Annotated in this window: 15 protein-coding genes and 1 tRNA gene; 6 read left to right on the top strand and 10 right to left on the bottom strand. The window is 50.3% G+C overall.

Annotated elements, in window-relative coordinates; all coding sequences use genetic code 11:
* Positions 1-170: 170 nt before the first annotated feature.
* From JJU34_RS12585 to JJU34_RS12575, 3 genes are all read right to left on the bottom strand, one after another.
* Positions 171-245 (bottom strand) — tRNA-Pro (locus JJU34_RS12585).
* A gap of 198 nt (positions 246-443) precedes the next feature.
* Positions 444-1,940, bottom strand: a complete 1,497-nt coding sequence (locus JJU34_RS12580) for a DUF1501 domain-containing protein (RefSeq protein ID WP_228692728.1) — start codon at positions 1,938-1,940, stop codon at positions 444-446.
* 17 nt (positions 1,941-1,957) lie between these two features.
* Positions 1,958-5,173: a DUF1553 domain-containing protein gene (locus JJU34_RS12575; protein ID WP_228692727.1), complete on the bottom strand. Its 3,216-nt coding sequence runs from the start codon at positions 5,171-5,173 to the stop codon at positions 1,958-1,960.
* Between the two features lie 257 nt (positions 5,174-5,430).
* On the opposite strand from JJU34_RS12575, the gene JJU34_RS12570 reads away from it, so the two are divergent.
* The 4 genes from JJU34_RS12570 (at position 5,431) to panB (ending at position 9,039) form a co-directional block, all read left to right on the top strand.
* Complete coding sequence (locus JJU34_RS12570) at positions 5,431-6,684, top strand: glycosyltransferase N-terminal domain-containing protein (RefSeq protein WP_228692726.1); 1,254 nt, start codon at positions 5,431-5,433, stop codon at positions 6,682-6,684.
* A complete protein-coding gene (gene rsgA, locus JJU34_RS12565; RefSeq protein ID WP_228692725.1) occupies positions 6,681-7,604 on the top strand; it encodes a ribosome small subunit-dependent GTPase A in 924 nt (307 codons plus the stop codon). The genes JJU34_RS12570 and rsgA overlap by 4 nt, the downstream gene beginning before the upstream one ends.
* Before the next feature lie 97 nt (positions 7,605-7,701).
* Positions 7,702-8,205: a phosphoribosyltransferase family protein gene (locus tag JJU34_RS12560; RefSeq protein WP_228692724.1), complete on the top strand. Its 504-nt coding sequence runs from the start codon at positions 7,702-7,704 to the stop codon at positions 8,203-8,205.
* A 12-nt stretch (positions 8,206-8,217) separates the two neighbouring features.
* The gene (panB, locus tag JJU34_RS12555; protein WP_228692723.1) at positions 8,218-9,039 is read left to right on the top strand and encodes a 3-methyl-2-oxobutanoate hydroxymethyltransferase; all 822 of its coding nucleotides are present in this window, start codon (positions 8,218-8,220) and stop codon (positions 9,037-9,039) included.
* A 16-nt stretch (positions 9,040-9,055) separates the two neighbouring features.
* Here panB and JJU34_RS12550 read toward each other — a convergent pair whose 3' ends face one another.
* From JJU34_RS12550 to JJU34_RS12540, 3 genes are all read right to left on the bottom strand, one after another.
* Complete coding sequence (locus JJU34_RS12550; RefSeq protein ID WP_228692722.1) at positions 9,056-11,728, bottom strand: PVC-type heme-binding CxxCH protein; 2,673 nt, start codon at positions 11,726-11,728, stop codon at positions 9,056-9,058.
* 5 nt (positions 11,729-11,733) lie between these two features.
* Positions 11,734-12,636 carry a sugar phosphate isomerase/epimerase family protein gene (locus tag JJU34_RS12545; RefSeq protein WP_228692721.1) on the bottom strand — a complete coding sequence of 301 codons (903 nt, stop codon included), beginning with the start codon at positions 12,634-12,636 and terminating at the stop codon, positions 11,734-11,736.
* Positions 12,637-12,738: 102 nt separating this feature from the next.
* Positions 12,739-13,281, bottom strand: a complete 543-nt coding sequence (locus tag JJU34_RS12540) for a CAP domain-containing protein (RefSeq protein ID WP_228692720.1) — start codon at positions 13,279-13,281, stop codon at positions 12,739-12,741.
* A 174-nt stretch (positions 13,282-13,455) separates the two neighbouring features.
* Between JJU34_RS12540 and JJU34_RS12535 the strand changes: the two genes are divergently transcribed.
* On the top strand, positions 13,456-15,690 hold the full coding sequence (locus JJU34_RS12535; RefSeq protein ID WP_228692719.1) for an NADP-dependent isocitrate dehydrogenase: 2,235 nt from the start codon (positions 13,456-13,458) through the stop codon (positions 15,688-15,690).
* Between the two features lie 120 nt (positions 15,691-15,810).
* Here JJU34_RS12535 and JJU34_RS12530 read toward each other — a convergent pair whose 3' ends face one another.
* Positions 15,811-16,119, bottom strand: coding sequence for a hypothetical protein (locus JJU34_RS12530; protein WP_228692718.1), 309 nt, complete (start codon positions 16,117-16,119; stop codon positions 15,811-15,813).
* Between the two features lie 170 nt (positions 16,120-16,289).
* On the opposite strand from JJU34_RS12530, the gene JJU34_RS12525 reads away from it, so the two are divergent.
* The gene (locus tag JJU34_RS12525; RefSeq protein ID WP_228692717.1) at positions 16,290-17,420 is read left to right on the top strand and encodes a DUF4221 family protein; all 1,131 of its coding nucleotides are present in this window, start codon (positions 16,290-16,292) and stop codon (positions 17,418-17,420) included.
* A gap of 98 nt (positions 17,421-17,518) precedes the next feature.
* Here JJU34_RS12525 and JJU34_RS12520 read toward each other — a convergent pair whose 3' ends face one another.
* From JJU34_RS12520 to JJU34_RS12510, 3 genes are all read right to left on the bottom strand, one after another.
* Positions 17,519-17,977, bottom strand: a complete 459-nt coding sequence (locus JJU34_RS12520) for a GNAT family N-acetyltransferase (protein WP_228692716.1) — start codon at positions 17,975-17,977, stop codon at positions 17,519-17,521.
* Between the two features lie 74 nt (positions 17,978-18,051).
* A complete protein-coding gene (locus JJU34_RS12515; protein WP_228692715.1) occupies positions 18,052-18,912 on the bottom strand; it encodes a type IX secretion system membrane protein PorP/SprF in 861 nt (286 codons plus the stop codon).
* A 103-nt stretch (positions 18,913-19,015) separates the two neighbouring features.
* The gene (locus JJU34_RS12510) at positions 19,016-20,128 is read right to left on the bottom strand and encodes a lipase family protein (protein WP_228692714.1); all 1,113 of its coding nucleotides are present in this window, start codon (positions 20,126-20,128) and stop codon (positions 19,016-19,018) included.
* Positions 20,129-20,145: the final 17 nt, after the last annotated feature.

Genomic DNA, 20,145 nt, shown 5'->3' with positions numbered 1-20,145 from the left:
GCAGAGTTTTGCCGCCTGCTTCCTTCAGATTCCACCTCACGATGGACACCCTTGCTATTGGCTAGTGGTTGGCGATTACAAACCCCCACAGTGGACTTTCACCACCTAGTTAGTTACCATGCACGGCACACTAAAAAAAGCCAATCCCTAACCGGGACTGGCTTCTATTGTCGGGGTGGCAAGATTCGAACTTGCGACCTCCTGCTCCCAAAGCAGGCGCGATGACCGGGCTACGCTACACCCCGAGATATTCTATTTTTTTGATGGTCTTTACCACCTTTGGCTGATTTCTACAAGGCGACCTTCCTGACATAGTCAGGACGCGATGACCGGGCTACGCTACACCCCGAGATGCTTTCCGGAATTGCTTCCGTTAAGCGATGACAAAGGTAGAAAATCATTTTTCTAAAACAAAAAAGCGCTATCGTTAATTTTTAATTTTTTTATGCCAGCAATTCCCGAACCACGTGTCCATGCACGTCCGTTAGTCGATACCTGCGTCCTTGGTGTTTGAAAATCAGCTGCTCATGATCTACACCAAATAGATGCATCAGCGTAGCGTGGAAATCATGGATATGCACTGGATCCTTGACCACGTTGTAGCCAAGTTCATCGGTTTCACCGTAGGAAAATCCAGGCTTCACTCCTGCCCCCGCCATCCACATGGTAAAACACCTAGGGTGATGGTCCCTACCGTAGTTGTCCTTCGTCAGCGTACCTTGGCTATACACGGTGCGGCCAAACTCCCCACCCCAGACTACGAGCGTATCTTCGAGCAGCCCACGCTGCTTCAGATCCTTAATCAATGCGGCCGTAGCTTGGTCGGTTTTTTGGCATTGATTCCGAATACTCCCCGGCAGATTCCCATGCTGATCCCATCCCTGATGGTACAGCTGTACAAACTTCACATCTTTTTCAATCAACCTTCTTGCCATCAAACAATTGGCCGCATAGGTACCCGGATCCCTGCTTTCCTCCCCATACAGCTCAAAGATATGGTCCGGTTCGTCTGAGAGGTCGCTAATCTCCGGCACACTGGTCTGCATGCGGAAGGCCATCTCGTACTGGGCGATTCTTGCCGCAATCTCCGGATCTCCATACAGATCCTGCTGCACCTCGTTGAGGGCCTTCAGGTGATCCATCATTTCACGCCGGTCCTTGCCCTCGTAGTTCTCCGGATTACTTAGATACAGCACAGGGTCTTTACCGGACCGGAATTGCACCCCCTGATGTTGCGAGGGCAGAAATCCATTTCCCCAAAGCCGGGCATACAAGGGCTGATCCAATACGGCATTTTTTGAAACCATCACCACAAAGGCCGGCAGGTTCTTGTTTTCGGAGCCCAAGCCATACGAAAGCCAAGCACCGATAGATGGCCTACCTGCCAATTGATGACCGGATTGCATAAAGGTAATGGCCGGGTCGTGGTTGATCTGCTCGGTGACCATGGATTTGATGAAACATAGTTCGTCTACCACCTGAGCGGTGTGCGGCATCAATTCACTCACCCATGCGCGGCATTTCCCGTATTGCTGGAAGGAAAATGCAGATTGGGTCACGGGAAAGATCGCCTGATTTGCACTCATCCCGGTGAGTCGCTGCTCGCCCCGCACAGAGGGCGGGAGATCCTCCCCGTGCATATCCGCCAACTTGGGCTTGTAGTCGTACAAATCCAATTGGGAAGGCCCACCACTCTGAAACAGGTAGATGATGCGTTTTGCCTTGGCCGCGTGGTGGGGCAGACCGGGAAGGCCTCCGTTACCCGGATCAAAGCGCCTAGGCTGTGCCAACAAGTTCTCTGCTCCAAATAGGGATCCCAAGGCTAGGGAACCCATCCCCATGGCGGTTTTGGTCAGGAAATGCCTGCGGTCCATTTTCAGTTCCAACGAATGCATATCCGGATGATGCGGAAATTTGGGCAGTTTATGGTGTTTGCACATGGGAAAGGTATCTTGCGTTATCGTTTGGTAATTGCGGCGTCAGAGTTCATTACCGCACTGGCCACCACGGCATGCGAAGCCAGCTTGGGAAGGTCCACCGTACTGGATAAGGCATAGGACCCGGTTTCCACCCATCCTTTGGCTTTTTCCGGGGATTGCTGAAACTTACGGTACTCCTGCGAAAGCAACGCGTCGAGTATTTCCAGCTCCTTGTCGGTTGCAGCCCTTCCGGTTAGTTTCCGGAACGCTCGGTTGATGGCTTCTCTGGACTCTGACTGAGTGGCCATCTCGGCCCCAAGCACCCTTGCCGCTTCCACAAAGGTAGGATCGTTTAGGAGCACCAAGGCCTGAAGGGGTGTATTGGTTTCCTGACGTACTGCGATCGATTCGCTGCGGTCGGGCACGTCGAAGATGTGGGTAGTAGGATGGGGCACAGAGCGCTTCCAAAAAGTATATAGGCTTCTCCGGTACAGATTTTCGCCATTTTCTTCCACATACGTACCCCCATTCACCCGCCACAAGCCTTCTGGCTGATAAGGCTTTACACTGGGACCACCGATTTTCTTGCTGAGCAGCCCGGATGCCATCAGTGCGTTGTCCCGAATCATCTCTCCCGGCAACCTGCCTGAAGGCCCTCGCGCCAAATAAATGTTTTGGGGGTCCCGCTCTCTCAGGTCATCGGAAGTAAAGGAACTTTGCCGGTAGGTCGATGAGAGCAATATCTTTTTCTGAAGCGCCTTTACGTCCCAGCCGGATTCCATAAAGTCCAGACTGAGCCAGTCCAACAGTTCGGGGTGGGAGGGCATTTCTCCCTGATTGCCAAAATCACCAGCAGAAGCCACTAATCCCCTTCCAAAATAGTACATCCAGAGACGATTTACCGCCACCCTGGCGGTAAGCGGGTGCCTACGGTCTGTCAGCCATTGGGCAAGTCCCAAGCGATTTTTGGGCAGGTTCTCCGGTAGCTCCAACACGCTCTCCGGAGTATTGGGAAAAACCTCCTCTCCATGCGACTGGTATTCTCCCCGTACCAACAGATAGGTAGGTCGCCTAGGTTCCATGTCCTGCATCACCATGACTTCCTGAATCGGCTCCACTTCCTGTGCATGGTGCTTTCGGGCTTGGGTGAGGATTTGGAGTTGCTTGTCAAACGGTGGAAAATGGTTGTGGATAAAATAACTTTTCAGCAGCTCCTTTTCTTGTTGCACCAACGCCTCCGGACGTTTCGCAAGCAATGCACTGAATGCCGCCTTATCCCCCAACTGTAGCGCCTCCAAATGGGTCAGCTCGCGATCAAAGACCATGAGGTCATCCACCATGGCATTTTTTAGGCCACGCCCACGCCAGACGGCACCCACCTGGATTCCCGGCTGACCGGAGCCCCTAAAAACGATGTCTTTGTACAGATTATCCTTGACCACGCTGGTCTCCAGCTTCTTGCCATTTTGGTACACCTGTAGCCCCGATGCCTTGGACGAACCGTCGTAGGTCATCACCAGATTGACCCACTGCTCCTTGGGCACCTCTGCAATAGTTTCCTTGATGATGGCATTATAGGGGGCCGTATGGGCCAAAACCAGTTCCAATCGGTTATTTTTCAGATAAAGGTGGTACCCTCGGCGGTTGTAGAGCACTGCTCCTGTACCCGTGTGAAAAATGGCCCCATTTTCTCGTTCCTTGGGTATGTTCACCCAGATGCTTACGCTAAAGGGTTCACTTTTTGTAAATACCCCGGATTTCTCCATCCGAATCCAAAAATCCCCATTGAGCTTTACCCCGTTGCCCCGTATACCTGCGGCCAATTCCGGGGTCTGATTTTTGACCTCGCTGCTTTCCATCAGGGCCTTTTCGGTCCGGTTCAATGCGTTGCTAAGCGGCAGTACGTCAAAATCCAAGTGGGCACGCAGGTTTCTGGGCAGCTCTCGTTGCGCATCCTGCTGGTATCCGGCACGGCCCATCCACTGCTCAAACGGAGACGCCGCAGTCTCCACCGTTGCTGCCAGGTTACTCTGCTCCCGTTGAATATCAGATTCCAGCATCTTTAGCACCTTGTCCTTTTCCTCATCGGTCCACAACATAGTTGGAACGGGCATCGCATCGTCCCAAGAAATCTGGCCGGCCTCATCTACTTGGTTAAAAAAGCTGCTGAGCTCAAAGTAGTTCTTCTGCGAGATGGGATCGTATTTGTGGTCGTGGCAACGGGCACACTCCAGCGTAAGTGCCATAAAGGCTTTGCCCAAGGTATTGGTACGGTCGGCCACGTATTCGACCCGAAACTCCTCGTCCACAATGCCTCCCTCCATGTTTTGGGGATGGATCCGGTTAAAGGCCGTCGCCAAAAGCTGCTCTTTGGTAGGGCTGGGAAGCAAATCCCCGGCAAGCTGCTGGGTAATAAAGGTATCATACGGCATGTTTTGGTTGAATGCCTTGATTACCCAATCCCGAAACAACGACATGTCCCGGTATCTGTCCACGGTGTAGCCATGTGTGTCTGCATAGCGCGCCACATCCAACCAATGCATGGCCATTTTTTCCCCGTAATGCGGCGAGTTTAACAGGCGGTCAATCTGCCGCTCGTAGGCCTCCGGGGAGGAATCGGCCAAAAAGGCGTCTATCTCCTCTTCGGTGGGAGGCAGCCCAGTGATATCCAAACTAATTCGCCTCAATAGCGTTTCTTTGTCGGCTTCGACACTGGGCTTCAACCCTTGAATTTCCAATGCTGCCAGGACAAACCTATCTATCTCATTAGAACCCCAGCCCTGATTTTTCGTTGCGGGAACTGCCACTGTCTCCAATGGAATGAACGACCAGTGTTTCTTATAGACCGCTCCCTGCTGAATCCAACGGATCAAAAGGGCCTTTTCCCGGTCCGTCAGGCTAAGGTGCGACTCCGGAGTGGGCATGCGAAACTCCGGGTCCTCAGACAGAATTCGCTTTACCAGTTCGCTTTTAAAGGGTCGCTTGGGCTTGATGGCCACCTTGCCGGGATTTTCGGGTAAACTCGCGAACGCAGCCTCCGCCTCGTCCAGCCGCAGACCGGCATGTCGGGTGTTTTCATCCGGGCCATGGCAGGCGAAACATTTATCCGAGAGAATGGGCTTCACGTGTACATTGTAATCCAGCGCTTCCGGCAAATCTTCCATGGCTTCCTTCACAGGTGCAGGAACCTCGGGGCCACAGGAAAACAGGCCAGCAGCCATCCCGAAAAAGAAAACAAAAGAAAGAAGTCTCATAGAGGTGACGGACAATTATTAGGGATAAAGTTAGTGTTTTACGCATTCAATTGGTACACATGCCCTAGAAAATTACGTGAATGGTCCTCATGTTCCCCGTTTCGCTTAAAACTCTGAAAACAACTGCCATACCCACTTCACCTACCCAACCTTCTCTACCAGGGGTCCAACAATCTCCCTATCTCTGCTTTCTAAAAAAAGCGAACACCCCTCCTACCCCAATCGGTTTCCAGTCATAATTTTTGTATTTTTGCCCCATGCGGCAAATATATAACCTGGGCATAGGGCTACTGGCTTTCGGCTTGCAAGTGGGAAGTTGGAAGTCTGCCAAGCTCAGGCAGATGGTGCAGGGAAGAAAGGGAGTGTTTGAACGCCTACAGGCCTTTCGGCTAACGGCCCCCGGGCCAATCGCTTGGTTTCATGTAGCCTCTTTGGGAGAATACGAGCAGGCCAAGCCGGTCATTCGGGCATTTTGTGAATCCCGGCCGGAATGGCGCGTGGTGGTCTCCTTTTTCAGTCCCTCAGGATATGAACACGTGATCAAACGGTCGCAGCCGTACGTGGATTTCATCACCTACCTACCGATAGACAGCCCTGGTAATGCCCGAAAGTTTCTCCAAATCCTTTCCCCAAACATCTCCTTTTTTGTCAAATACGACCTTTGGGCAAACCATATCCTGGCCGCTAAATCACTGGGCGTCCCCCTGTTCCTGATTGCAGCAGCGTTTCGGGAGCAACAAGTGTATTTCCACAAGACCTATGGCGGATTTTTCCGGCGCATCCTGGGCCAGTTTGACCACGTGTTTACGCAACAGCCATTAGATGAAACCCTTATCGAAAGGCTTGGTCTAGCTTCGGTTTCTGTAGCAGGAGATCCGCGGTATGACAATGTGGATGCCATACGGCAATCTCCCAAGCCTTTTCCGGAAGTCGCAAAAGGTATTTCCAAACCTGTTTTGGTGGGTGGTTCGGTGTGGCAGGAAGACATGGACCGGATCATCCCTTTTATCCGCAGGCACCCAGAATACCAATACATCCTGGCCCCTCATGACATCCACGCCAAGGCAATCGAAGCGTGGATCTCGGCCCTACCCGGAAAAACCCTGCGGTACACAAACCTAAACCCACAAAACCCGCAACCCTGGGATACCCTGATAGTGGACAACATCGGCATGCTTTCCTCTCTGTATCAATACGCTCGGATCGCCTATGTGGGAGGAGCATTCGGAAAGGGACTGCACAATATATTGGAGCCCTTAGCATTCCGCATACCGGTAATTTTTGGTTGGCTGAAACAAGGAGGGAAATTTCCCGAATGGGAGATCAGCCAAAACTACGGCTGTGGTTTTGCCATACATTCTGCCGAAGATCTTGAGTCCATCATGGCACAACTAATCGAAGGTACCGCCTATGATCGTGCCAGCTTGGGCGCCGATCGTCTGTTAAAAGATAACCTGGGCAGTGCCCGAAAAATTATGGAAATCGTCAATCAAAAGCTAACAGAAAGATGAAGGGACGCGTGATGAAATCTACCGGGTCCTGGTATACCCTTCAATCTGAGAAAGGAAGCGTCAACGCCCGGCTTAGGGGGAAGTTTAAACAAGATGACCTCAAACTCACCAACCCCATTTCCGTGGGCGATTGGGTGGACTGGGACTTCGAAGATCAGCAGGAAACGGCTGTGATCCGAGATATCCTGCCGCGGGAAAACTACATTATCCGAAAGTCCACACGGAAGCAGCAGTTTTCACATATCCTTGCGTCCAATATAGACCAAGCATTTTTGGTGGTGACGGTAAGAGACCCTCGGACCTCCTTGGGGTTCATAGACCGCTTTTTGGTCAGCACGGAAAGTTTCCGGATTCCCGCCTATATCATCGTGAACAAAGCCGATGCACTTAGTAAGGAAAAAGACTTCGAATACCTTTCCTTGCTGAAGGAAATTTACGACCCGTTGGGCTATCCGGTGCTGGAGGTCTCCGCACTGAATCAGGAAAACCTGATCGAAGTGATGGCTCCCTTTCTTCATGGAAAAACCACCCTGTTGGCCGGCCATTCCGGAGTGGGCAAATCAACCCTACTGAACAGACTGATTCCACAAGCAAACCAAGCCACCAGGTCTGTCTCCAAATTCACCTCCAAAGGCGTGCACACCACCACCTTTGCCGAGATGTTTGCCTTTGGCGACGAAGGATACCTTATTGACACCCCAGGTATCAAGGAATTTGGCATCCTAGAGATCGAAGATCAGGAGCTCTCCCATTACTTTGTGGACCTGAGACGCTACCTCGGGCAATGCCGCTACAACAACTGCAAACACGTAAACGAACCCGGATGCGCTGTAATGGAGGCCTTGGAAAAAGGTGAAATACACCCCTACCGGTACGAAAGCTACGTGAATATACTCTACGAAGAAGACAGCCACCGCTAATTCAGAAAACGGCTTACCAGAGCCAAATAATGCGCGGTTCTTTGAAACTAACGTCTTTTGGTTTAATTTTCCCTTTCAATCAATCAACGGCAACCGGATGAGTGAGCACAAAACCCTGGTACTGAACCACAAGCAAATACAGCAAAAGATCACCCGTATCGCATATGAGATTTACGAACGCAATGTCCAAGAGCAGGAGTTGGTTTTTGCCGGCCTCACCGGGATGGGCTATGTATTGGCAGAGCTCATCGCCGATAAGCTGCGCGAGATCGCCCCGATCCAAGTAGGACTGATCCAGGTAAACCTAGACAAGGCCAATCCCCGGGTAGACGAAATCACCTGCTCGGAAGCAGGTCCCTTTACGGGCAAATGCATCGTTTTGGTGGATGACGTCCTCAATACGGGCAAAACCCTTGCCTATGCGCTGTTTCCATTTCTGGAGGATAAGGTCAAGAAGATCGAAGTAGCGGTGTTGGTCAACCGAAGCCACAAGCTCTTCCCTGTCACTCCCGATTACACCGGCTACGAACTAGCCACCACGCTAAGCGAACACATTACGGTAAAGTTAGATCCCGAAAACGCTACTGTACACCTGCACTAAAAGATCCGTCCCATGTCTGTACACCAATCGGCCAACATCAAACGCATCACCACCCACATCCTCCAAGAGATGAAGCAACGGGGGGAAAAGATTTCCATGCTTACCGCGTACGATTACTCCATGGCAGGCATTGTAGATGCGGCGGGAATCGACATGATTTTGGTGGGTGATTCAGCCTCCAATGTGATGGCCGGACACGAGACCACCCTGCCCATCACCCTAGACCAGATGATCTACCATGCCGCTTCGGTGGTAAGGGCCGTCAGCAGGGCATTGGTGGTGGTGGATATACCCTTTGGCTCCTACCAAGGCAATAGTTCCGAAGCGCTACGCTCCGCCATCCGCATTATGAAAGAAGCCGGCGCTCACGCCGTAAAAGTAGAAGGTGGCGCAGAGATCAAGGAATCCGTGGTGCGGATCCTCAGCGCCGGAGTACCGGTAATGGGACACCTCGGGTTAACCCCACAGTCTATCTATAAATTTGGCACATACTCCGTCAGAGCCAAGGAAGAAACAGAAGCCCAAAAGTTACTGGACGACGCAAAGATTCTCGAAGACTGCGGCTGCTTCGCCTTGGTGTTAGAGAAAATCCCTGCCAGCCTGGCAAAAAGGGTTTCGGAGGCAGTACGGATTCCCGTAATTGGCATCGGTGCCGGACCGCACGTGGATGGGCAGGTCTTGGTGCTGCACGATATGTTGGGTATCACCCAGGAGTTTCAGCCCCGTTTTTTACGGCAATATGCGGATCTCCGCGGAGTGATGCTGGATGCGGTAGGTAAGTACATCCAAGACGTCAAGTCCCGCGACTTCCCCAACAAGGGAGAAAGTTATTGACACCGCTGCATGGAGGCTACCCATTCTTTTCACTTTCCAAAAACGCCAATAGATCCATGATATCCTGATCGGTCAGCTGATCCAAGAGCCCCTCCGGCATAAGGGACTGATCCACCAGTCCGTAGTCAAGCACTTCACTTTTGAGGACACTGATAAAACCCGCATGTTGGGTGTATAACTTGATGTCACTATCTCCCACGTCAATTTGCCGCCCTTCGTACCGCTTTCCATCTTTCGTGGTGATAAACCATCCCTGCCACTCCGGGCTTACCTCCTGAGACGGCAAGAGCAACGAACTGAGCAGCCCACGTCGGTCTTTGGACTGGCCTACATGACTTAAGTCGGGGCCCAGATCCCCACCCAGTCCTGCATAAGCGTGACAGCCCGCACAGGTTGCGGCAGCGGAATAGAAGACACGGCGGCCCCGGAATACATCCCCTTGCCCGTCCAGCAGTGCCTGCCAAGCGGCTAAATCTGATGACTCCGGCCGCTTGCCCCGGTCCTGGTACAGGGACAGCATCAACTGCTGCCTCAGCCCTTCGCTATCGCAGGAGCTTCCGTCTTCCAATACACGAACCATGGCCTGCTTGGTCGCGGGGTCGTTTGACCGAAACCGCAAAAAGCGGGCAGCTTCGATTGCTATGGCTTCCTCGCTCGACTGCAAAAGAGAGATCACGTTCTGCCACTCCGTATAAGATTGCCTGCCCAGTGCCCACAGGGCTTCCGCCCGCACCTCGGTATCCATCCCCGGATCAAATGCCAAATCAGCAAAGACATCGGCGACCACAGGATCTGTTGATCGTGCCAAGGTTCGTATCAGGTCTATCATCCGGGCAGCATCTTCCTCCTCACTAAGAAGACGAACCAATACATCCCGGTGGTCTAAAGGGTTTTCCAATAACGCCAGTGCAGCCGACTTCCATTCGGTAGGTGTATCGGCATCGGCAATTAAATCCGAAAGAAATCCCTGCGGCAAGGCACGGGGCAACTGCTTGGCATTCGGCTTGGATATTTGTTGATAGGCCTGTAAAAACGCCGGCTGTAGCATCTTGACCGTTTCCAAGTAGGTTTCAAACAAGTCCACCGAAAACCCTGGCCCCGAAAGAGCGCGGGCTATATCTGCTGATAGACCAGAAAACCCTTCCTCACCGACCCATATCAATGCCGCTGTGCGAATGTCCGGGTCAGGATCCGAAAGGAAGCTCCTCGCCAAGGTCACCCCATCTTCCGAAGGCATCCGTCGCTTTGCCAACAACGCCCCTAGGCGTTCCAAAGCGTTGGGACTGGTAAGCGCTGCCTGAAGGTGGGTTTGGAATTTGGTCATTCCCAATGCAAGTACCGCCGCATGCCGCTCAAAGGCATCCCAAGAGCGCAATGCGGCTTCGAGCACCGAAGGAGAAACATCTCCTTCCCGCAGCGCCATCCACTTAGCCTGGCTTGGATGTGCACGGGGAGCTTGGTAGGCTTCTTCCGGCACGAGCGGATGGGAATGATCGTTCGCCGAAAGCTTCCATACCCTTCCTTTGCCGTGGTTGGGGTAATAGCGCATCACCCAATCGGTGAAGTATACATTTCCCTTGCTATCCGCAGCAAAAGCAACGGGCCGAAAGTCCACCCCGCCTTCCAAGACCACCTCCACTTCACCCCTGACCGACATCCCGTGGTCAGCGAGATTAATCCGCACAACCCGGCTTTCCTCCCAGATGCTGCAAAGCAATTGGTCTTTGAAATCATCCGGGAAAGCGGTTAGATTGGTATTTAGCAAACCCGAAGGGGCCTCTCCCAAGGCTACGGCATAGGGCAAGGTACCGGGCAGCTCACCGTTCCATGAGAGGTAGGGATGAATGCCACTTCCGCCAAACAACGATTTATACCCAAAATCGGAGCCCTCTACCGCATGTACTAGCCGGTTTGGCCCACGGCTATCCGGGTCGTTATCGGCCACCATGAGCCTTCCATAGCTATCAAACTTCAGATCAAAAGGATTCCAATAACCTGTAGAGAAAATTTCCAGGTTAGACCCATCCGCATCCGCACGTACTATATTGCCGCCATCCCCATAGCCAGAAACCTTGCTACCGTCGGATCCTGCCAATACCCAATGGGCAGATCCGGTATTGCCCCTGCCCAGATACATGTGTCCCGATGCGTCAAAAGCAATGCTAAGCATGGCCGCGTGGGCATAAACCTGCTCGGGCCTCTCCAGACCGACGAGCAACCTGCGCTCCTCACTGATTCCGTCACCATCCCGGTCGTAGAGTACCCATACTTCCCGGGAAGTAATGACGTGAAGTTCTCCTGCTGGCGAGATGGCAAGATTTAATCCCTCCGTGATGCTGTCTGCAAAAACCAGCAACTCGTCCCATTGGCCGTCTCCATTGGTATCTGCAAATCGCTTGATCCGGTCGAAGGAAGGGCCAGCATAATCGTTGGGTGGCAAGTGGGTATGGGACTCCAAGACATACACCCTGTCTTCGGCATCCACGGCGATTCCGATGGGCGTCACTATATCCGGATCTTCGAGCATCCGCGAAAGCGATAGCCTCGAGTCCAATACCCGGACACCATGTATCTCCTGGATCGGTGTCACAGGCTCTTCTTGGGTGCAGGACCAAACGATGGCCGCAAAAAACAGCCATCCACAACCAACTCCTTTGGCGATGAACTTTAGGTTTCTGTCAAAATCCATAGCAACTAACGTTGGTATTTTTCGAAAAGCCCGTAGGCGCGGCTTAGATCCTGGACCAAGGTTTCTTCATTGCGGGGCGGTGCCATTTCGACCACCAAATACCCCTTATAGCCGTAACCAAGTAGCTTTTGTATTACCCCCTCGTTATCAGTCACCCCGTCACCAAAATTGACAACCTTGTGAATGCCCTTCCGCTCGGTATCCTTCAGGTCCACATGCATGATTTTGGAATGAAATCGGTCCACCACTTCCATCAGGTCAATAGATGACCCGTCGAAGTGCCCATTGTCCATGCACATGCCCACGTGGGTGGAATCCACCGCTTCAAAAATCCGCTCGTAATCTTCAATTGTTTCAATATTGTTGTTGGCGTGATTTTCAACCGTGACCAACACATCCATTTCCTCCGCAGCGGGGGCAATCTCCTTCAAAACCGCAATTACTGTATCCAATCCCCCTTCTTTGCCCCTACCTGCACCGGTAAACTTCACCCTCCTGCACCCCAATGCCTTTGCAGCCTGCATGTTCCATAGCTTATGGGCCACATCTTTGATGATATTGCCCTCTGCACCAAAGGCACTTCCCTGCACACTTATCGGCGTGAGGCCGTGTTGATAACAGCGCTGCTGTATGCTGTGAATGCCGGCTGGGGTTAGGTTTCTGCCATACCAACAGTTGAACTCCACATTTTTGAAGGGAAGCTGCGGGATGACTTCAAACGCCCTTTCAAAGTCACGGTCGCCAAAGCCATCACAGGTGATGGTGGCTATAGCAAGGGCTACCTGCTTGAACGGCTGGGCTGACGGGGTAGGAATGGATTCCTTCCGTGTCGGGTTGGCAAGGCTTAAGCCAGCCACGCCCAGGCTGGCCTTTTTGAGAAAATCTCTTCGGGGGTTGAATAGGTTCATTTTGGGATCATCATAGATTAACAGCCTCAATATAATTTAAATAGATTGGAAACCTCAAAAAAACCAATCCCCAATTGTCATTTTTAAGGAGGCATGCTACTCCTATTCCTCCAATTCCCCAAACCACACCACCGCATACCCCTGGAAAATTCCCACGCCCATGGCCCTCCAGTTGGCATCTTTAAATACTCCCAGGTTGGCTATTACAGCATGGTGGCCGGGACTTTTCTTCCACACTTCCAGCGCCACGGCAGGTTCTGCCGCCTGAGAGTGCCAATAGGCAATCTCGTACCCCGGGCTGTCATACCCTGCAATCTCACTGGGCTTATCCCACATGCACCCGGGGTTCTTGTGGTTTTCCCGGTAGCAGCACCCTTTCCAAGGCCCCTTATTGGACCATGAATGCATATTGCATCGCCCTCCTGGGGTGTGGTTTTCCATCAGGTCCCTCGCATGGGTTTGGGCTACTTGGGTCAAAGCCGAGGAAAAAGGCACTTCGGAAAGGCCTCGACTGATCCGATACTCGTTGATCAGGTCAAATAGCTGCTGCTCCGCGGGAGAAAGGGAAACGGGCTCAAAGTGAAAGCTTTGGGGCAGCCAAAGGGTTCCCAAGGTGAATAGTACGGAAAATAAGTTGATAAGCATCAATAATCAGGGGTTAGATCCGATTTATAACGCAGAATGGATGCATTTAGTCCCCGCTTAAAATCCACCTATTACTCCGTTACACCTTTGAATACGCATTTTTTTGCGTATTTTAGCCGGCAATTTATCGGATTTACGATATTTTTAATACTAATCAAAAAAACAGATGGATTTATGAGTGACAAGACCCCTAAAATACTTTATACGCTTACCGATGAGGCCCCTGCGTTGGCCACTTATTCCTTGCTTCCGATTATCAAGGCTTTTACCGATTCGGCTGGTGTGGTAGTGGAAACCAGGGATATTTCCCTTTCCGGGAGGATCATCGCCTCCTTTCCCGAGTACCTAAAGGAAGAGCAACGCATTGGTGATGCGCTCGCCGAGCTTGGGGAGATTGCAAAAACCCCCGAGGCCAATATCGTAAAATTACCGAATATCAGTGCCTCCATCCCCCAGCTAAAAGCAGCCATCAAAGAACTGCAAGCGCAGGGCTACAGCCTCCCCGACTATCCAGATGATCCCAAGACAGAGGAAGAGCAAAGCGTACGCGCCAAATACGATAAAATAAAGGGCTCTGCCGTAAACCCTGTCCTTCGTGAAGGCAATTCCGACCGAAGAGCCCCCCTAGCGGTGAAACAGTTTGCGAGAAACAACCCCCATAGCATGGGCAAGTGGAGCAAGGATTCCAAATCCCATGTGTCCAGTATGACAGGTGGTGATTTTTACGGCAGCGAACAATCCCGCACCATTTCCGCCGCTACTACAGTGCAAATTGTTCTCGAAAAAACCGACGGCTCCAAGCAGGTGTTAAAAGACGGATTAAAGTTACAGGCAGGAGAAGTGATCGATGCTTCCTCCATGAATGTAGCGGCGCTAAAGAAATTCCTACAGGAGCAAAAGGAAGAAGCCAAAAACCAAGGAGTCCTTTTCTCCCTTCACATGAAAGCGACCATGATGAAGGTGTCCGATCCCATTATCTTTGGACATGCGGTTACCGTCTTTTTTGCACCCGTTTTTGAAAAACATGCGGCAACGTTTGCCGAAATCGGCGTCGACACCAAAAACGGTTTTGGTGACCTGATCGCAGCGCTGGGCAAACTTCCGGCAGACAAACGTGCGGAAATAGAAGCGGACATTGAGTCCTGCTATGCCGACAGCCCGGATTTGGCAATGGTGAACTCCGACAAAGGAATCACCAACCTGCACGTACCCTCCGACGTCATCATCGATGCCTCCATGCCGGCCATGATCCGATCCAGTGGTCAAATGTGGAACAAAAACAACCAACTGCAAGATACCAAAGCCGTAATTCCTGACCGTTCCTATGCGGGCGTATACCAGGAAACGATCCAGTTCTGCAAGGAAAACGGCGCATTTGACCCTCGAACCATGGGATCGGTGCCAAACGTAGGACTAATGGCCCAAAAGGCCGAGGAATACGGCTCCCATGACAAGACCTTTGAGGTTTCCGCAGCAGGCACTGTAAAAGTGGTGGATGCCTCCGGAGAGGTGCTGATGGCACACGAGGTGGAAGAAGGAGATATCTGGAGGATGTGTCAGGTGAAGGATGCCCCCATTCAGGACTGGGTGAAACTGGCGGTAAACCGGGCAAAGGCTACCGGTGCCCCTGCCGTATTCTGGCTGGACAAAAACCGTGCACACGACGCCCAACTGATCACCAAGGTGGAAAAATACCTGAAAGACCACGATACCACCGGATTGGATATCCATATCCTATCTCCTGTGGAAGCCACGCGGTTTTCGTTGGTGCGCCTGAAGGAAGGTAAAGATACCATATCCGTAACCGGAAACGTACTCAGGGATTACCTGACCGACCTTTTCCCGATATTAGAGCTGGGCACCAGTGCCAAAATGCTTTCTATTGTTCCGCTAATGAACGGAGGAGGTCTGTTTGAAACCGGAGCCGGAGGATCTGCACCAAAACACGTGCAGCAATTTGTAGAAGAAGGACACCTCCGTTGGGACTCCCTAGGTGAGTTTCTGGCGATGGCTGTATCCTTGGAACACCTTGCCAACACATTCAATAACGAACGTGCAAGGGTGTTGGGCGAGACCCTCGATGCCGCTACGGCCAAGTTTCTCCAGGAAGGTAAATCCCCTTCGCGAAGGGTAAATGAACTGGATAACCGGGGTAGCCATTTCTACCTGGCCATGTACTGGGCAGAAGCTTTGGCAGCACAGGACAAAGACGTTGCACTCAAGGAAATTTTCACCCCTGTGGCAAAGGATTTTGCAGCCAAAGAGGCAAAAATCATGGAGGAGCTAAATGGCGCGCAGGGAAGCCCGGTGGATATCGGTGGTTATTACCGACCCGACGAGGAAAAAACATCCATCGCCATGCGTCCAAGTCAAACACTGAACCAAATCCTAGAGGGAATCAAAGCCTGATTTTCGAATTAGTTTCACATCTGCTTAAGGGCCGGTTTTTTCCAAAAGCCGGCCCTTTTCTGTTCAAAGAGATGCTTACATCGCCTGACCGATATGGCCGGAACAGATGGTGGTGTAGAATCAGGATAAATGAATTCGGATAAAGCCCAATTCATCCTCCACATTTAGGTACATCCAAATCCCGCCATTTTCTTTAGCGATCGCATTCCAATCAAATCTATGTTCCAATTCCCCTTGGAAATTGTAAATCCCTGTCCGTTCCCCACCTAAAAAGATTTGGCCTTTGGAGTCTATCAGTACGGTATCAATGGTATAGGAAAGGTTCCTTACATCCACAGAATCCGGACTGCTTTTGCAGGAAAAAAGTAGGGCAAGTCCTGCAAGGACGACGGTGGACAGAAGTTTGAATGCTAGGTATTGTAGCTGCATACTTTAAAGGTAGGAAATTTGTGGTTGAAGAGGAGGTGGTTTAACGAACGTTAACGTTTCAATGTAATGGCCCCCCTACCCACGCATTTATTCCTGCGTGAAAATTTCCTTTAAAAAATTAGTTTTCTTCGGAAAAATCTTCTAACTTTTTAGTCGTTAATACACTCCCTATGAAAAAACTCACTATCCTTCTTCTGCCCCTACTGGTCTTCTATGCCTGCTCCGGCTCCAACCAAGAGACCAAGGAATTTGGGGAGCTGGTCTTTTCCCTCGACACCCTGATGATCGACCCAAAAGATGAAATCCTATTCCTACAGGGAGGCTTCCGCTGGTCCGACACTTCTACCGACAAACGCTATTTCTATAACTTTAACTACACGAATAGCGTTCTGGAGGTCATCGACTTGAATAAACTGGAGCTCGAACGGGTGGTGGCGTATGAAAAGGAGGGCCCCAACGGCACCGGTGGCCGCGTTGGAAAAATCCATTACCTGGGAAAGGATTCGCTGTATTTTAGCAGTCATTTTGACCACGAGATTTTTGATCTGAAAGGACGAAAAATCCTATCCCACACGACCAAAAACGTGTCTTTTTCGGGAGGTGAATTTGGGGAAAATGAAGCCTTGCCCATGCCGGTGATGTGGTCCAAGCAGCCCCACCGTATCGTCGGTTTGGGACGAAAGTGGATAGAACCCGAAACCTCCTTTGTCAGCATCGATTTTTCCCAGCGTACGTTTGATCGGCGGCAACTGCCTGCCTTCGATATCCTAAAAGATTTCCACTACACCATGGAACAGCCGCAGGTTTGGTTTGGTCCCGAATATGCTACGTCCATCGTCGGAGAAGCGGTGATCTTTTCGATCAGCGTGGCCAGTCCGATCTATCGTTACCATATCCCAAGTGATGAGCTAGAATTGCACCGGGCCATCCCCTCCCTCACCGCTGGGGAAAAAACCGTCAAACCTCCCAAGCAGGTAAGTAACCGGGAAGAATACCGACCGGTAGACCGGATGCTCAAAGAGCAGATAAACTTCCAACATCCCTTTTGGGACGACGCGCGGGACCTGTTTTATAGATTTTCCTACCAAGAAATCTTTCCCACCAATCCGGATGAACCGGATCCCTACCGAAAAGCCAAGGTCTTCCTTACCCTGCTCGACAGAGATCTAAGCATCGTTTCGGAGCATGAAGTACCTGTGATCGACTTTGTCCCGGTTTTCCCCTTTGTCAAAGATGGAGCCATTTGGATGCCGGTCAATTTGGAAGATGAGCTGGGATTTGTGCGGTTGACCATTCAGTGAAATCAGAAAAGCCTAAATCAGGTAGCATACTACAACATGCAAGCCTTCCGCAGGAGGTGTCTACTTTTGTGTTTCCATTCGGGGCCCCACAGTCCGCGTTATCCCATGTTCAATTTCATCCTTAGCAGCGGATAGTTCTTTCCCTGATCGTCTTTTTCCGTCCGTTCATAGGCTTTAAAACCTAACTTTTCGTAAAATGCAACCGCCAGACCATTTTGCTCATTGACGTCCACTTGGGTAGCCTTCAGGGTAGTCAGTGCAAAATCAACCAATTTCCTCCCAAGTCCTTTGCCGATGTATTCTGGCGAAAAAAACAGCATTTCAATTTTCCGGTCAGCCACGCCGATAAAACCCGCTAGCTCGCCTGAAGGTAGGACCTTGAGGCAGTATACCTCAAAATCGTTGAAATCCATGGAAAGTACGAGCGCTTTGATTTCGGCAAAGTCGGCCGGCATTAAAAAATGATGGGTTGCCAATACGGATTTTTCCCAAACCTCCAGAATTTGGGTTCGGTCACTTTCTGAATAGGGTAAGATACTCACGCTCGGGTCCTGCATAAAGCTTTATATAACAATGTCTAAAGGTCGAACAATTTCTCTGCTCCTTTCAATTCCATTCTTTTTCATGCCTATCAAAAAAAAGATCTGACAAAAATATCCAAATTATTACTAGGAAGAAGTGGAGATTGATCATAAGCAGCACCAATTGAAATCCCCCGATAAACTGGGCCTTCTAAGGTGAAAACACTTCTCAATTCATTGACTCTCATTAAATAGGAGAAATTCACCTTTCTTTCAAAACTCATAAAAAACCCAACATCTAATTCCGTTTTCAATTCAGAATACAACAGCACGTAAGGGGCTACAATAAATTTTTCGCGGACAGTAAACTCATAGGACGTATTTATCACAAAAGCTCTTTGAGTTGTGATAATACCCTCTCCATCCAGTTTCTGAACGACTCCCACTGCGTTTTTAAAGGAGGCCCCCAATCTAAACGCTCTCCATTGAAATTGAGCACCAAAATCAACATCCGGTGCAAGCCGAATTGAACGTCCTGTCTCATTGTTTGGCAATTGGTATTCAGACCAGTTGATAATATCTGAATGTAAAGCAAGCCTACCCCCCAGTGTCAAACTGCTTTTAGAGCCCATATCAAAAACTCTCCCATATCCCCCATAAAATGAATTTCGATTGAAAAAAGAATAACCATCATTCATATATCCCACGGTGAAGTAGCTCTTTTGATCGTCATTCATACGTAAGTAATCTCCGTAAAAGGTCGGACTTTTGTCCCAAACACCTTCATTTTCGGGAACGATTTTCGTCCTACTATAAAGTAATATTCTTTGATTCGCTTCTCCAAAGGAAGGCAAAGAAGCTGGATTGAAATAAAGCATATCCTGATAATATGCGCTAGGACGCATGTTATACTGGGCAATAGAATAACTCGACAGGAACGTGCAAAACAGCAATATCAACAGTTTCTTCATTTGCGTATACTTTTGATTCTCTAGTACCGAAACCTTGATGGCAGTAGCCTCCACCCTACGGGCTTGTAGTTAGCCTGGTTTTCTGAGTAATTTATGCAACCTTTCACCGCAGCTGGTTAAATTCTATTGTCGTATTAATGATGAAATTGCCCAATTCCGACGTGTGACCTCCACCAGGATAGGTGTAAAACGCAACATCGCCACCTGCTTCAAGAATACCATCTCTAGCGTCTTCAGAGTTGTAATAGGGAACAATCTCATCTTCGTCTCCGTGGTGCAGGATCACCTTACCTTCAGGAAGCCAGCCTTGGTGATTGGAATTCCGCTTTAAAACTGCTTCATAGGCTGTGTCATTTCCGTTCAGAATGTTGGTTCTAAAATAGGGTTTGAACACAAGCGCTGGATCGGAGGAAGGAGTAAGAATCGAAGACATCTGATCGAAAACCGGATAGTTATAAAGCTGATCAGTAGGACGCCTAAGCTCTGAAAACTTATTTATGGAATAAACTGCCCAAGAAAAAATCGGCATGATCAATACCTCCTCTCCTCCTCTGCCCATCTTGTCATTGTGAAATCGCTCAAAATTATGGGGACCCGCCAAATGAGAGCTACCCAGAACGTGAAATTCATCTGCGTATTGCTCTTGGATGAATCGGTGCGTAGACAAACTTGCCGCACCCCCTTGGGACCAGCCGGCAAGGAAAAGTCTATTATCGTAGGATAAATCGGTTCTGGTCATGATGTATTCTTTTGCAGCCAGCAATCCGTCTATGTTTGAGATGAACATTTCTTCCATGTACATGTAGGGATGGTCGCTACCGATTGTAATGCCATAACCGATATAGTCTGGCATAAACACAACGTATCCGGCAGAGGCCCAGCCAAGCCCCATATTTCTGACATCCCTATTTGTTTCCATCTCCCCGGAGTAATTAGACGGCGATACATCCCTGGCTCCCAAAATCTCAGAAGGTAGCTCGGTACCATGGGTGTACATTAACAAATCGGCTCTACCTACCCCTTGAGGAACAATAATAAGACCGCGTGAATCAATGGGCTTGCCCATATATTGCGTTCGATAGGTAATGGAAAAAAAAGATACATCGTATTGGGCGACTAAACTTCCATCGAGTTCGTTCATCCTTTCCAAAATCTCATTTCTGCTCAGGCTTCCCCTCGGAATAATCTCTACGATCACTCCTCGATCTCTAGGCAAGAATAGCTCTTCCTTTG

Origin of the sequence: Lunatimonas sp., from assembly GCF_020832325.1 — a bacterium.
Taxonomy (GTDB): domain Bacteria; phylum Bacteroidota; class Bacteroidia; order Cytophagales; family Cyclobacteriaceae; genus Lunatimonas.
Note: the sequence above shows the minus strand (reverse complement) of the source record. Positions and strands in the feature narration are given on the sequence as shown.